14 protein-coding genes and 1 tRNA gene are annotated in these 14,185 nt (G+C 65.3%); 6 read left to right on the forward strand and 9 right to left on the reverse strand.

The window, feature by feature from the left end:
* The first annotated feature begins 7 nt into the window (after positions 1 to 7).
* A tRNA-Thr gene (locus H4W01_RS11265) sits at positions 8 to 83 on the forward strand.
* A 42-nt stretch (positions 84 to 125) separates the two neighbouring features.
* On the opposite strand, the gene H4W01_RS11270 is transcribed toward H4W01_RS11265, so the two are convergent.
* From H4W01_RS11270 to H4W01_RS11285, 4 genes are read right to left on the reverse strand one after another with little or no spacing between them, the layout of a single operon-like run.
* Positions 126 to 1,667 (reverse strand): DHA2 family efflux MFS transporter permease subunit, encoded by a 1,542-nt coding sequence (locus H4W01_RS11270; protein ID WP_209611049.1) that lies wholly within the window; start codon positions 1,665 to 1,667, stop codon positions 126 to 128.
* Positions 1,664 to 2,920 (reverse strand): HlyD family secretion protein, encoded by a 1,257-nt coding sequence (locus tag H4W01_RS11275; RefSeq protein ID WP_209611050.1) that lies wholly within the window; start codon positions 2,918 to 2,920, stop codon positions 1,664 to 1,666. The genes H4W01_RS11270 and H4W01_RS11275 overlap by 4 nt, the downstream gene beginning before the upstream one ends.
* Complete coding sequence (locus tag H4W01_RS11280; protein ID WP_209611051.1) at positions 2,917 to 4,347, reverse strand: efflux transporter outer membrane subunit; 1,431 nt, start codon at positions 4,345 to 4,347, stop codon at positions 2,917 to 2,919. The genes H4W01_RS11275 and H4W01_RS11280 overlap by 4 nt, the downstream gene beginning before the upstream one ends.
* Positions 4,344 to 4,775, reverse strand: a complete 432-nt coding sequence (locus H4W01_RS11285) for a MarR family winged helix-turn-helix transcriptional regulator (protein ID WP_334685242.1) — start codon at positions 4,773 to 4,775, stop codon at positions 4,344 to 4,346. The genes H4W01_RS11280 and H4W01_RS11285 overlap by 4 nt, the downstream gene beginning before the upstream one ends.
* A gap of 249 nt (positions 4,776 to 5,024) precedes the next feature.
* On the opposite strand from H4W01_RS11285, the gene H4W01_RS11290 reads away from it, so the two are divergent.
* The gene (locus H4W01_RS11290) at positions 5,025 to 5,219 is read left to right on the forward strand and encodes a hypothetical protein (RefSeq protein ID WP_209611052.1); all 195 of its coding nucleotides are present in this window, start codon (positions 5,025 to 5,027) and stop codon (positions 5,217 to 5,219) included.
* A 30-nt stretch (positions 5,220 to 5,249) separates the two neighbouring features.
* On the opposite strand, the gene H4W01_RS11295 is transcribed toward H4W01_RS11290, so the two are convergent.
* Positions 5,250 to 5,912 carry an RluA family pseudouridine synthase gene (locus H4W01_RS11295; protein WP_209611053.1) on the reverse strand — a complete coding sequence of 221 codons (663 nt, stop codon included), beginning with the start codon at positions 5,910 to 5,912 and terminating at the stop codon, positions 5,250 to 5,252.
* 92 nt (positions 5,913 to 6,004) lie between these two features.
* Between H4W01_RS11295 and H4W01_RS11300 the strand changes: the two genes are divergently transcribed.
* On the forward strand, positions 6,005 to 6,784 hold the full coding sequence (locus tag H4W01_RS11300; RefSeq protein ID WP_209611054.1) for a M15 family metallopeptidase: 780 nt from the start codon (positions 6,005 to 6,007) through the stop codon (positions 6,782 to 6,784).
* On the opposite strand, the gene wrbA is transcribed toward H4W01_RS11300, so the two are convergent.
* Positions 6,774 to 7,376 carry an NAD(P)H:quinone oxidoreductase gene (gene wrbA, locus H4W01_RS11305; RefSeq protein ID WP_010403486.1) on the reverse strand — a complete coding sequence of 201 codons (603 nt, stop codon included), beginning with the start codon at positions 7,374 to 7,376 and terminating at the stop codon, positions 6,774 to 6,776. The genes H4W01_RS11300 and wrbA overlap by 11 nt on opposite strands.
* 61 nt (positions 7,377 to 7,437) lie before the next feature.
* A complete protein-coding gene (locus H4W01_RS11310; protein ID WP_010403487.1) occupies positions 7,438 to 8,136 on the reverse strand; it encodes a pirin family protein in 699 nt (232 codons plus the stop codon).
* A gap of 131 nt (positions 8,137 to 8,267) precedes the next feature.
* Here H4W01_RS11310 and H4W01_RS11315 point away from each other — a divergent pair, with 131 nt between their 5' ends.
* Both H4W01_RS11315 and ctrA read left to right on the forward strand, forming a co-directional pair.
* Positions 8,268 to 9,179, forward strand: coding sequence for a LysR family transcriptional regulator (locus tag H4W01_RS11315; protein WP_010403488.1), 912 nt, complete (start codon positions 8,268 to 8,270; stop codon positions 9,177 to 9,179).
* 138 nt (positions 9,180 to 9,317) lie between these two features.
* Positions 9,318 to 10,022 (forward strand): response regulator transcription factor CtrA, encoded by a 705-nt coding sequence (gene ctrA / locus H4W01_RS11320; RefSeq protein WP_209611055.1) that lies wholly within the window; start codon positions 9,318 to 9,320, stop codon positions 10,020 to 10,022.
* 110 nt (positions 10,023 to 10,132) lie between these two features.
* Here the strand turns inward: ctrA and H4W01_RS11325 are convergent, their stop codons facing one another.
* Together H4W01_RS11325 and H4W01_RS11330 are read right to left on the reverse strand one after the other, a co-directional pair.
* Positions 10,133 to 10,489, reverse strand: coding sequence for a hypothetical protein (locus tag H4W01_RS11325; protein WP_209611056.1), 357 nt, complete (start codon positions 10,487 to 10,489; stop codon positions 10,133 to 10,135).
* 482 nt (positions 10,490 to 10,971) lie between these two features.
* A complete protein-coding gene (locus tag H4W01_RS11330; RefSeq protein ID WP_209611057.1) occupies positions 10,972 to 12,633 on the reverse strand; it encodes an amidohydrolase in 1,662 nt (553 codons plus the stop codon).
* 155 nt (positions 12,634 to 12,788) lie between these two features.
* Between H4W01_RS11330 and H4W01_RS11335 the strand changes: the two genes are divergently transcribed.
* Complete coding sequence (locus H4W01_RS11335) at positions 12,789 to 14,027, forward strand: threonine ammonia-lyase (RefSeq protein ID WP_209611058.1); 1,239 nt, start codon at positions 12,789 to 12,791, stop codon at positions 14,025 to 14,027.
* The last annotated feature ends 158 nt before the right edge of the window (positions 14,028 to 14,185 follow it).

Below are 14,185 nucleotides of genomic sequence, written 5' to 3' on the forward strand. Positions count from 1 at the left end.
CGCACGTGCCGGCTTAGCTCAGTTGGTAGAGCGCCAGTTTTGTAAACTGGATGTCGCGGGTTCGATTCCTGCAGCCGGCACCATTTTCAACCCTTGAACTGGCAGCGACCGGGCGCGCAGCGCGGTCAATCCACCGCCACCACATGCGTGCTCGGTGCCGGACGCCGCGTCATCCAAATCACGCCGATCATCACCAGCGCCATCCAACCGCAGATCCAGAACAATTCCAGCGACGAAAGCAGATACGATTGATTGACGATCTGGCGCATCACCGCGCCAGCCGCCTGCTGCTGGGTCATGCCCGCGGCTTGCAGTTGCTCGGTCGCGTGCCGGTAGATTGGCGAATAGTCGGTGCCGACCTCGCTCAGGCGAGTCTGGTGCAGCGCTTCGCGGCGATCCCAATAGGTCGTGATGATCGACGCCGCGAAACTGCCCGCGGTGATGCGCGCAAAGTTGGAAATCCCGCTCGCCGAGGGCACGCGCTCGCCCGGGATCCCGTCGAACGACAGCGTAATCAACGGCACGAAGAACATGCTCATCGCCAGCCCCTGCAACAGCAAGGGGAACATCAACGTCCAGAAGCTCGCATCGGGGGTGTATTGCGCACGCAGGAAGTATGATCCCGCGAAGGACAGGAACGCCATCGTCGCGAGCCAGCGCGTATCGATCTTCAGCCGCCCGATGAACGGCGTCGCGACTACTGCGACGATCCCGCTCGGGGCGGCGACAAACCCGGCCCAGGTCGCGGTATAGCCCAGCTGCTCCTGCAGCCACAGCGGCAGCAGCAGGTTGTTGGCGAAGAACAGCGCATAGCCAAGGCACAGCGCCAGCGTTCCAAACGCGAAGTTGCGCCGCCGGAACAGGCTGAGATCGACCGCCGGGTTCCCATCGGTGATTTCCCAGATGACCCAGGCAACAAACCCGACCAGCGCGCACACCGTGAGCACGACGATCAGCGGATTGTTGAACCAGTCGCGATCCTTGCCGAGATCGAGCATCGTCTGCAGGCTGAACACCCAGAAAGCGAGCAGGATCAGCCCGACCGTGTCGATCGGCAATTTGCGCGTCGGCGTCTCGCGCGTCGACAGCGAGCGCCAGGAAATCATCGCGCAGGCGATGCCGACGGGAACGTTGATCAGGAAGATCCAGCCCCAGTGATAATTGTCCGAAATGTACCCGCCCAATACCGGCCCGAGCACCGGGGCGGTGAGCGTCGTCATCGACCAGATACTGAGTGCCGTGCCGCGCTTATGGGCGGGGAAGATCGCGATCAGCAGCGCCTGGCTGCCCGGGATCATCGGACCCGACACAGCGCCCTGCAGAATGCGAAACCCGATCAGCGAAGACAGATCCCACGCCAGCCCGCACAAGAGCGAGGCAATCGTGAACAAGACGACCGACGCGGTAAAGGTGCGGACCACGCCGAAGCGCTGCATCAGCCAGCCGGTAAGCGGGACGGTGACGCCGTTGGCGACCGCGAACGAGGTGATCACCCACGTCCCGTTATCGGTCGAGACACCGAGATTGCCCGCGATCGTCGGCAGCGAAACGTTGGCGATCGTCCCGTCGAGCACTTGCATGAAGGTGCCGAGCGCCAGCGCGATCGAGGTGATCGCCAGCGCCCCGCCGCGGAGCGGAGCCGCCCCCGCCCCGGCAGAGGCGCTCACCGGTCGCGGCCCAGATTCTGCGCGATGATCCGGCGCACTTGCGCGTCGACTTCGGGGCCGCCGTCAAGGCTTTGCTGCACGCCGCCGGCCGGGGCCGCGCTGCCCGCGACCATCGGGCCCGACAGGTTGCTCGTCGCGACCACGGCATTGACCGACAGGCCGATCCGCAGCGGATGCGCGCGCAGCTCAGCCGGGTCGAGCGCAATGCGCACCGGCACGCGCTGCACGATCTTGATCCAGTTGCCCGACGCGTTTTGCGGCGGCAGCAGCGAGAAGGCGTTGCCGCTGCCCGCGCCAAGCCCGAGCACCTTGCCGTGGAAGACGACGCCCTTGCCATAGACATCGGCGGTGACCGTCACCGGCTGGCCCACGCGCAAATGCTGGAGCTGTGTCTCGCGGAAGTTAGCGTCCACCCACACGCTGTCGAGCGGCACCACCGCCATCAGCGGCGTGCCCGCTGCAACGCGCTGGCCAAGCTGGACGGTGCGCTGCGCGACGATGCCGGTGACGGGGGCGACGATCTTCATATGGCTGGCGTCGATCGCAGCGCGGCGAACATCGGCGATCGCGGCGAGCACTTGCGGATTGCTGGACACGTCGGTGCCGGAAACCGTGCTCGCGGCTTGCGCTTTCTTGGCCTGGGCCAAAGCGAGCGCCGCGCGGGCGGTGGTCACGGCGTCGGACGCGTGCGACAGTTCCTCGCCCGAGATCGCACCATCGCGTGCCGCGCCCTGGCGGCGGGCATAGTCGTTTTGCGCGCGCGACAAATCGGCTTGCGCCTGGGCGATTTCCGCCCCGGCTTCATCGACTTGCGCATAGGTCGACCGGACCGCGCGAACCGCGCGCCCCAGGGCCGCCTCAGCCGCGTCCATCTGCACGCCGGTCGATGCTGGGTCGAGGTCGATCAACGGCTGGCCGCGCTTGACCGATTGCGTATTGTCGGCGTGCAGCGCCAGCACGGTGCCGCCGTCCCGCGCGGTGACCGCCACGACGTTGCCCGCGACATAGGCATCATCGGTCGCCTCGGTCGCCGGTGCGGTGAAGATGCGGATGGCATACAGTACCAGCCCGATCAGCACGACGAGCGCGAGCGCGGTAAAGCCGATCCGTCGCGTGCGTGCGCGGCGCGCGATCGCGGGATCGATTGGGGTTGGCGCAGGTTCGGCGGCCATCGGCGCAGGGCTGACGACGGGATCGACGCGTTCGGCCGTTTCCGCCTGGCGCTTCCAGTCGGCAGGGGTCTGATCGTTCATGAAGGCATGTCCGCATGGGCCGCTGCAGGCGGCGGGGAGGATTGGAAACCGCCGCCAAGCGCGGCGATAAGCTGGATACGGTGCGTAAAGGCGTCCGACTGGAGCGAAACCAAGGCCTGCTCCGCCTCAAGCAAGCGGAAGCCCGCATCGATCGTGTCGAGCTGCGACCCGAGGCCCGTCGAGACGCGGACCTGGTTGAGCCGTACCGTCTCGCGCAGGCCGGCCACAACGCGCCGCTGTTCGGCGGTGTCCTGGTCGGACGCGCGCACATGCGTCAGGGCGTCGGCCGAATCGCGCACCGCGCCGAGCACGGCGTCGTCATAAGCGGCTACCGCTTCGTCGAGCGCTGCAGTGGCACCACGATATTGCGCCTTGAGCTTGCCGCCCTCGAAAATCGGCACGTGGATCGCCGGGCCCGCGCCATAGGTCCGCGCGCCCGCATCGAAGAAACTGCCAAGACCCAGCGCCGCGAACCCCGCCAGCGCCTGGATGCTGACGTTGGGCAGGAAATCCGCGCGCGCGACCCGCCGCCCAGCTGCGGCGGAATCGATCCGCGCTTGCCCGGCGAGCAAGTCCGGACGCCGCCCGAGCAGATCGGCCGGGAGCGTCTCGGGAACCAGCGGTGGCGTATCAAAGGCGAGCTTGGGGCTGGCGATCTTCGGATAGAAATCGGCACCGCGCCCGACCAGCGCCGCCAGTGCGTGAACGAGCAATTCGCGCTGTGCGACCGCCCGCGTTCGTGCCTGCTCGGCCTCGGCCAGCAGCGTTTCCGCCTGCCGCAGTTCGAACTGACTCGCGAGCTTGTTGCGGATGCGGGACGTGACGAAGCCCATCGCCTCGCGCCGCGTTGCGACGAAACTGTCGGCGACACCGATCAGCCGTTCCGCCCGCGCCAGCCCGACATAGGCCTGTGCGATCGACGTCGACACCATCAACCGCGCGGCAGCGGCATCCAGTGCGGCTGCGGCAACATCGGCGCGGGCACCGGTAACCAGTGCCCGCTGGCGGCCGAAAAGATCGAGATTCCAGCTCAGGTTCGCCTGCACCGACGAGATCGGATAGGCGTTTCCGGCATAAGGCGGCGGATAGAGCGACCGTTCCGGGAAGCGCTGGTAGAGCGACTGCCCGTCGGCCGTCACTTGCGGCAACTGGTCGCTGCGACGAACGCCGAGCGTCGCCTCCGCGATCCGCGCCCGCGCCAGCGCGCGGTCGAGCGTCGGATTGGCGGCGAGCCCCATCGTCACCAGCGTATCGAGTTGGGGATCATGAAACACGGTCCACCAATCGGGCGCAATCGTCGCGCCTTGCGCCGAAAGGCCGACCGCTGCGGGCTGGAGCTGCGCGACCTGGGGTGGATCGTGGGGAACCGCCGCGCACGACGCGAGCAACAGTGCGCCAAGCGACGCCACACCGACAGCGCGCTTCATGCTTCGCGCTCCACCGGCGGCAAATCACCCGCGACGCGCTCCGCCGCGGCGAGCAGCTTGACCAGCACCGCGACCATCTCCGCCGCTTCCTGCTGCGAATACTCGGCGACGACCTCGTTCCATGCATTAACAACGAGCGGCTGCAACGCGAACACCATGTCCCGGCCCGCAGGCGTTACCGCCAGCCGCACAACGCGGCGGTCGGCGTCGCCACGGTCGCGCTCAAGCAGACCACGCGTCTCGAGCACATCGATCAGCCGCGTCGCCGCGCCGGTCGTGATGCCCAGTTCGCGCGCCAACTGCCCGGGATTCCCGACAATGCCTTCGGTCACCGTCCGCAACGCAATCCATTGCTGATAGCTCAGATCATGGTCGCCGAGCTTGGATTCGACGAACGCCGACATCACCTTGTCGAGCCGCCGCAGCATGCGCCCCGGCGCCCGGCTCGCGGCGCAATCCTCGACACTGAAAACCGCCATTGCTTCACCTTCATTATCTGCACGTGCAGATATATAGCAGGCAGCGGATTACAAGAGACAAATTGGAGGGTTTCGGACACCAACGGGGCATTCGCCGTTCCTCCGAACCTCGAACCTCAAGCCGCCCCTTAGGAGCGCCCCGCGATCGGCAACTGTCATAGATTTGAAATTTTTGTCAGGATGCGGTCTAGAGGGCGTATGGAGAGCGCAATCCGATATGTCGCCCGGCGGCGGCCCGAACCCGATCTTGTCGATCGATGGGGCCTGTTCGCGCTTGCCACAGGATGCTGGCTCGATGTGCATTTTGCGACCGAAGCCGAGGCCGCGAGTGCGATCGCGATCCTTCAGAACACCACGCCCTCGCCCGACAGGCCCCGCCGCCCATCTTATTGAACCGGCGCGCGCGACCCGATCAGCGAGCGCTCACTGCTCGCTGAAGCCAGCCGCCACAAATCGTTCCGGCAAGGGAGCCTTGGCGATGATCGGCTCCTTGCCGGCACGCGGCACGGTCAATTCGGCGGCATGGAGCAAGGTTGCCCCCTCACCCTTGCCATAGATCGGGTCACCGACAACCGCAGCCCCCAACGCTTCGGCGGCATGGACGCGAATCTGGTGCGTCCGGCCGGTTTCGGGAAGGAACTCGACGAAGCTGCGCCCGTCCTTAATCTCCAGCACCCGCCACGCGGTGCGCGAGGGTTTGCTGCCCTTGGCCCCAAGCGGATCGCCGACCATACGCCAGCCCGTCTCGATCGTGCTGACCTTGGCCAAGGCCAGGTCGATCAACCCGCTTTCGCCTTCGACCACGCCATCGAGCACTGCGAGGTAGCGCTTGCGCACCAGCCCCTGTTCAAACGCCTGTTGGAGCTTGGCGTGCGCCTTAGGGTTGCGCGACAGCAACAGGCAGCCTGACGTATCGCGGTCGAGCCGATGCACCGGCACCGGCCAGCGCTTGAACCCGAAGGTCAGCCCGTCGAGATGGTTTTCGAGGCTGAGCGAGCCATCGCGCGGGCGGTCGACCGGAAGGCCGGCGGGCTTGTCGATGACGAGCGCCTCGCCATCGAGAAAAAGAACATGGTTTGCGAGCATGTCGGCCTCTTGCCACCGCTAGCGCCGACATGCCAGAGATTGTGCCCGTGAGCAGGCGCGGAAGATCAGTAACGCAAGTCGTTTTTGGGGCGATGGGCTTGGTTCTCACGCTCACCGCCGCCGCGCCGCAGGGCGATCTTCCCCCACCCATGCCCGACGGGCGCATGCTCGGCCATCTGCCCTATGCCGAGGCGCTGCGCAGCGACCTTGTCGAAGCGCCAGCGGGATTCGGGGTTGGGCAGCCGTGCTTTATCCACCGCGACGCCGCACCGGACCTGGCCCGATTGCTGACGGCAGCAGCGCTGACGCCGGGTGTCGGCCGGACACTCCATGCCGTGTCGTGCTTCCGCGCGATCGCGCATCAGCGCGCGGTCTTTTGCCGCAATGCACGGCCGGGTGTTTGCCCCGATCCGTTCACCCGCGCGCGGTTCGTCGGGCCACCCGGTTACAGCGAACATGCCACGGGTTATGCGATCGATTTCGCGGTGCGCCCCGCCATCGACTGCCGCGACGTCGATGCCTGTATCGCCGCCACCAACGCCGGGCGCTGGCTGCTCGCCCATGCGCCGGACTATGGCTTCGAACTGTCCTTTCCCAACGGCAACCCGCAGGGGGTGACGTGGGAACCGTGGCACTGGCGCTGGGTCGGCACGAACGTCAATGTGGCGGGCGCGGCACGCGCGCGGCTCACCTTCGCCCGCGCGCGCGCGACCTATCCCGGCAAGCCGCGTATTACTGGCGACAGCGACGCTTGGCTGATCGCCACCGCGCCGCAACCACCGCTGTTGCTGGTCACCAAAACAGCAACGGCGCTGCCACCGCCCCTCTTGGGAACGATGGCAGCGCCCTGGAGCCAGGACGTCAGGCGCTGAGCTTGGCCGCCGTCTCGGCGATGCGCTTGCCCTGATAGCGCGCACCGGCCAGTTCTTCCGCTTCGGGCTGGCGGCTGCCGTCGCCGCCTGCGATCGTCGTCGCGCCATAAGGCGATCCGCCGCGCAGCTTGTCGACGCCCATCTGGTCCTGGAAGCCGTAATCGAGGCCAACGATCGTCATGCCATGATGCAGCAGGTTGGTGATGATCGAGAACAGCGTGGTTTCCTGGCCGCCATGCTGGCTGGCGGTCGAGGTGAACGCACCGCCAACCTTGCCGACGAGCTTGCCCTGGAACCACACGCCACCGGTGGTATCCCAGAACGATGCCATCTGGCTTGGCATCCGACCGAAGCGCGTCGGCGCGCCGACGATGATCGCGTCATAATCGGCAAGGGCGTCGGGGCCCTCGATCACAGGATGCGCGGTGTCGGTCTTGAAATGCGCCGCTTCGATGACCGCCTGCGGGGCGGTTTCCGGAACGCGGCGGATGTCGACCTCGGCACCGGCCGAGCGTGCGCCTTCGGCGACCGCATCGGCCATTTGCTCGATATGGCCGTAGGACGAATAATAAAGAACGAGAACCTTGGTCATTGTGCAGTCCTTCTGTTGCTCCCCTCCCAACCGCAGGAGGGGCTTGGGGTAGGAAATCGGATTATTCCGAATCGACGAGCACCAGTTCCGCATCTTCCAGCGCGGTGATCGTCACGGTCTGGCCGCCATCCATCGCGGCACCGTCGCGCGCCTTGAACCTCTCGCCGTTGATCTCGATCGATCCGGTCGCGGGCACGAGATACGCGTGGCGTCCGGGCAGGACGTCATGCGTGATGCTCTCGCCCGCCCGCACCATTGCCGCCAGCACCCGCGCATCGGCGCGGATCGGCAGAGCTTCGGCGTCTTCCGGGAAGCCGCTGGCGAGCGTCACGAACTTGCCCGAGCGATCGTCCTTCGGGAACGGCTTGGCACCCCAACTGGGTGACCCGCCCGTCCGCGTCGGCTCGATCCAGATCTGGAACAGCGTCGTCGGCTCGGCCTCAAGATTATATTCGGCGTGGCGCACGCCGGTGCCGGCACTCATCACCTGCACGTCGCCCGCCCCGGTGCGACCCTGATTCCCCATCGAATCCTGATGGGTAATCGCGCCCTTGCGGACATAGGTGATGATTTCCATGTCGCGGTGCGGATGCGGCGGAAAACCGCTGTTCGCGGCAATCTCATCGTCATTCCACACCCGGATCGCGCCCCATCCCATCCGGGCGGGGTCATAATAATCGGCAAAGGAAAAATGATGGCGGGCGTTGAGCCAGCCGTGATCGGCATGGCCCAGGCTCTCAAACGTGCGTTTCTCGATCACGATGTTTCTCCAGCGGAGGAAGTCTTGTTGCCACCAAGATAAGGCCTTGGATCACACGGTAAATGGAAACGCTGGAAACCTATCGTTTCCCCATATAAAAGTGCCGACACGCCCTTTTTGAGGATCCTTGCATGCGCCTGCCCGATCTCGAAGCCTGGGCGATCTTCGCCAGCGTGGTCGAGCATCGCTCCTTCAGCGGCGCGGCGGATGCGATCGGCGTCTCCAAAGCCACCGTTTCAAAGGCGGTGACGCGGCTCGAGACGCATCTGGGACAATCGCTGTTCCACCGAACCTCGCGCCGCCTCTCGCTCACCGAAAATGGCAAAGCCCTGGCCGAGCATGCCGCGCGCATCCTCGCCGAAGCCAACGCCGCCGAAGAGGCCGCCCACGCCGCCGCGACCGCGCCGACCGGCCTGGTGCGCGTCGCCGCGCCCATGTCGCTCGGGCTGATCGCGATTGCGCCCGTCATCGCAGATTTTCTCAAGCTGCATCCCGGCATCGCGATCGACCTGCATCTGTCCGATGCACGGGTCGATATCGTCGCGGAAGGGTTCGACATTGCGCTGCGCATCGCTTCGCTGCCCGACAGTTCGCTGCGCGCGCGCAAGCTCGCCGATATCCGCATCAATCTTGTGGCATCGCCCGACTATCTCGCGCGCTACGGTCGGCCGACTCATCCGGGCCAGCTCGGCGAGCATCGGTGCTTTGCGTATACCAACATCACCGCACCGTGGCGCTTCGTCGGGCCGGATGGGACCGAGGTGTCGGTGCGGCTGCAAGGGCCACTCGCGACCAATAGCGGCGAGGCGATGCTCCCGGCGCTGCGACAGGGCCTGGGCATCGCGATGCTGCCGGACTTTATTATCGGCGAGGATCTCGCCACCGGCCGGCTGGAAACCATCCTCGAAAATTGGACACCCTATGGCGGTGCCTTGCACCTGATGACCCCGCCCGGCACGCTGCGACCGGCGCGGGTCGAGGTGCTGATTGCCTATCTGAGCGAGCACCTGCGAACGCTGTGTTCCGTAAAAACCCCTAAGTGAATGCCCGCGACTCGTGGATTCAGGCCGCTTAATGTGAAATTAACCTTTTGCCTTCATCACTGATGAGGTTAATGGAGTGTGAGGCAAGTCGGACCGCAGGGGGCCCGGAACGCCTGACGAGAAACGGGGAACGCCCAGATGCGCGTATTGCTGATCGAGGACGAGCCGACGACCGCCATGGCGATCGAGCTCATGCTGACCACCGAAGGGTTCAACGTCTACAAAACCGATCTTGGCGAAGAAGGCCTCGATCTCGGTAAGCTGTATGATTACGATATCATTCTGCTCGACCTCAACTTGCCCGACATGCACGGCTATGACGTGCTCAAGCGGTTGCGTGTTGCGCGCGTGCAGACGCCCGTGCTGATCCTGTCGGGCATCAACGAGATGGACTCGAAGGTTCGCAGCTTCGGCTTCGGTGCCGACGATTACGTCACCAAGCCGTTCCACCGCGAGGAACTGACCGCACGCATCCACGCCGTCGTCCGCCGCTCGAAGGGCCACAGCCAGTCGGTCATCCGTACCGGCAAGCTCGCGGTCAATCTCGATGCCAAGACCGTCGAAGTCGATGGTGCGCGCGTGCACTTGACCGGCAAGGAATATGCGATGCTCGAGCTGCTCAGCTTGCGCAAGGGCACCACGCTGACCAAGGAAATGTTCCTGAACCACCTGTATGGCGGCATGGACGAGCCCGAACTCAAGATCATCGACGTGTTTATCTGCAAGCTGCGCAAGAAGCTGTCGATGGCCTGCGACGGCGAAAATTACATCGAGACGGTGTGGGGTCGTGGTTACGTCCTGCGCGAGCCCGAAGAGATGCTGGCGACGAGCGAAGTCGCCTGATCGCGTCACTCCAACAAACCGAACAGCTTTCCGCTCCGGCGGATTCGGGCCGCGCCATCTGGGGGGATGTCGCGGCCTTTCTTTTGCGCGGCATCGCCCATTAGCGGACACTAGCGCAGGTCGGCCGGATACTCGTCCCGAGCTATTATCACCCGCTCCGCCATTCCGCCCACATCGAGGAAGTGATGACCGGCTCGACTGACTAGCGGCGCGGTCAGGTCCGCTGCCAGATCGATCGTCTCACGCGAACATCGCCAACATAGAGCGCCCCCATCGCTGGTCAGCGTTGAGCTTTCCCCTTGCTTGATAGTGACGGTGCCTGCTGGGCCGTCGATCGCAAACCCGGTGCTATTGCCGAAACGAAGCGCGTCGAGGCTGCTGCGCAGTGAGACCATGCCTTCCGCATCGCCCCACAGTAGGAGCGTGGTAGCGCCCTTGAAGTCGTCAAAAACGCCAGCCTTCAGCATAGCTCGAACTAAAGCACGAATTTCCGTTTTCCACCAAACCCAGCCGTTCGAGAGCCGAAGCCACAATCACCCCACCGGCAACCCAGCCTGTCCTACATCCGCGCGCTCTGCCACGCTCGCGGCATGCCACGCACCGTCCGTTACCCGCGCCACAGCGCCGCCGTACCCGGCGAACCCTTGCGCGGGGCGCAAAAGAGCGGGGACGTAGTGTGGACTTTGTGGACTTCCGCGCCCGACTCGCCTGCGGCCGATCCTGTTCGGCGCGATGCTGGCACGTGGGAAGCCGTGTGCACGCTCACCCTGGCCGGTCGGCTTCGTACCCTACGCCCCACCCGTCACCCCGGCCTTGTGCGGGGGTCCACCGGTGTCCGCTACGATCGCCAGCGAGAGCGCGGCGCGGTGGATGCCGGGAGAGGCCCGGCATGACGGTGGCGGTGGCGGTGGCGGTGGCGGGGACGGCGCGACAGGCAGGTCGCGCTGCGTTACGGTCGCACCCAGACCTTGCGCCCCCCGACCCAGGTCTGTTCGACCCGGGTCGCGCGGAGTTCGCTCGGCGAGGCGAGCAGCGGGTCACGGTCGACGATGATGAAATCGGCCCCCTGCCCGACGCCCAGCCGCCCGAATTTGTCCTCGGCAAAACCGGCATAGGCCGCCGCGCCAGTAAAGGCCCACCACGCTTGCTCGCGCGTCACGCGCTCTTCCGGCCGCCAGCCGCCATAGGGTTGCCCATCGGCATCCTGGCGGGTGAAGGCTGCGGCCCAGCCCGCAAACGGATCGGGCTTCTCGACCGGATAATCCGACCCGAAAGCGAGCGTCGCGCCATTTTTGAGCATCGAGCCCCAGGCATAGGCACCGCTCAACCGATCCGGCCCGAGCCGCGCCTCCGCCATATTGCGATCACTGGTCTGGTGCGTCGGCTGCATCGAGGCGACGATGCCGTTCTTGCCGAAACGCGGCAGATCGGCTGGGTCGACGATTTGCGCATGTTCGATCCGCCAGCGCCGATCGCCCTTATAAGTGTCGACCATGTCGTCGATCGCATCGAGCACCTCGGCATTGGCACGATCGCCAATGGCGTGGACCGCGACCTGATAATGGTCGAGCGCGGCGCGACTCATGTAATTGCGCAGCACGTCGTCCGAGAGGAAGCCAGCGCCCGATTGGCCGGGGGCATCGCTATACGGTTTTTTCAGCCATGCCCCGCGCGACCCGAGCGCGCCATCGGCATAGAGCTTCACGCCGCCCATGCGCAGCTTGTCGCCATAGAGCCACGGCGTCGGCCCCGCCCCGCCGATGCGGATGGCGGTGTCCACGCCCATGGCGTAGCTCATGATGCGCACGCGCAAATTGCCGGCATCGCCCACACGACGATAGGCGAGCCAGTCGTCCATGCCGGTCCCCATGTCGGCGGTCGCGGTAATGCCGTAGCTCAGCAAAATGTTCTGCGCCTTCAGGAAGGCGAAGTCGCGATCCTTGGGCAGCGGCTGCGGCACGACCTTTTCGACCAGCGCCTGCGCCGCATCGACGAACACGCCGTTGGGCTGCAGCCCAGTCTTTTCGATGCGGCCGCCGGGGGGCGACACCGATTTGGCGGAAATGCCGGCCGCCTTCAGCGCCGCGCTATTGCCCCAACTGGCATGACCATCGGCGCGCGACAGCCAGACCGGGCGATCGCTGACCACGGCATCCAGATCGGCCGCAGTCGGGAAACGACCGAGACCCCACACCTCCTGATTCCACCCACCGCCAATGATCCACTTTTTGTCGGGATTGGCCGCGGCATAGGCGGCGATGCGCGCCTTTGCCTCCTCAAGCGACTTGGTCGCCGACAGGTCCAGCTCGAGCGCGCGGAAGCCCAGCTCCATCACATGGCCGTGCGCGTCGATGAAACCGGGCAGCAGGACCTTGCCATGTTCGTCGGCGCGCCAGTCCAGTTTGACCGGGCGCTTCTCATTATCGGCGAGCAGCTTCACCACCTTGCCATCGGGCGAAATCAAAACGCCGGTAAAGCGCACCACCTTGCCATTTTGGTCGAGCGTGATGCCGTTGACATTGTCGACCAACGCGTCGGCAAACGCCGTCGTCGGCAGCGAAAGTGCGGCGAGAAGAAGCGCTGCACGGCGGGCGAAGGATGAGCTTTGCATGGGTAAGGCGATAAGCAATGTTCCTTCGCCGCGCCAGATGGTCTAGGCGCGCTGCCAACTCCGTTGATGCCGCGCTCATCGCGGCTCCGTCATTCGCGTGACGCGGAGCCAAGCAGATCAGCCCTTGGATGCGTCCAGGGAAAACGGAAGATAGAATGGCCACGCACACCCGCCCCGCGCCCGAAACCCTCCCCGTCACTCTGGCCGATGTCCAGGCTGCCCATGCGCGCATTGCCGACCAGATCGTGCGCACCCCGACCTTCATCAGCAAGACCTTGTCGGACCTGACCGGCGCGACGGTGTATCTGAAGTTCGAAAACCTCCAGTTCACCGCCGCCTATAAGGAGCGCGGCGCGCTCAACACGCTGCTGCAATTGCCGGCGGGAACCAGCGGCGTGATCGCCGCATCGGCTGGCAATCACGCGCAGGGCCTGGCCTATCATGCCAACCGGCTCGGCATTCCCGCTACCATCGTGATGCCAACCAACACGCCGACGGTGAAGGTGACGCAGACCGAAGGGCACGGTGCCACTGTCGTGCTGTTCGGCGACACCTTCGACGCCGCTTATGCCCATGCGCGCGAATTGGAGGTGGAGCGCGGGCTCACCTTCGTCCACCCGTTCGACGATGCGCGCGTCATCGCAGGCCAAGGCACCGTCGCGATCGAAATGCTGAAGGATGTGCCCGCCATCGATACCTTCCTCACCCCGATTGGCGGCGGCGGGCTTATCTCGGGCATGGCGGTCGTGGCGGCGGCGGCCGACCATCCGATCGAAGTCATCGGCGTCGAGGCCGAATTGTTCCCGTCCATGTACAACCGTATCAACGGCACCGACATGCCGTGCGCGGGCGACACGCTCGCCGAAGGCATTGCCGTCAAGGAACCGGGCGCGATCACGTCGCGCATGGTCGGCGCTTTGGTCGACGACATCGTGTTGGTCAGCGAGCGGAGTCTCGAACAGGCGGTCAGCCTGCTCCTGCAAATCGAAAAGACCGTGGTCGAGGGTGCCGGGGCTGCCGGCCTTGCCGCCTTGCTGCAGCATCCCGAGCGGTTCGCGGGCAAGACCGTCGGCGTCGTTCTGTGCGGCGGCAACATCGACACGCGCTTGCTGGCAAATGTGCTGCTGCGCGATCTGGCGCGGTCGGGCCGCCTGGCGCGGTTGCGCATCCGTCTGCAGGACCAGCCCGGTGCGCTGTTCAACGTCGCCCGCATTTTCGATGCCGAGCGCGTCAACATTATCGAAATCTACCACCAGCGCGTGTTCACCACGCTGCCCGCCAAGGGCCTGATCACCGATGTCGAGTGCGAAACCCGTGACCGTGCGCATCTCGACCGGCTGATCGCGGCGCTCCGCGTCGGCGGCTATGAAGTGAGCACCGTCGAACTGGCGTGACGAATGGAATCGGGCGTGCGACCAACCGCACGCCCCGGTCTTCCGCAAAGGACCGCAACGCTGCATTATAGGCGGATCGCGAACGGTCCGTCGTTTTCGGCGTCGCGTTAACCACCAATGTTGGTAAAGCCGCTTTTCATCACGTTCCATCCGATTCA

It is taken from the genome of Sphingomonas sp. PL20 (genome assembly GCF_017875905.1).
Classification (GTDB): domain Bacteria; phylum Pseudomonadota; class Alphaproteobacteria; order Sphingomonadales; family Sphingomonadaceae; genus Sphingomonas; species Sphingomonas echinoides.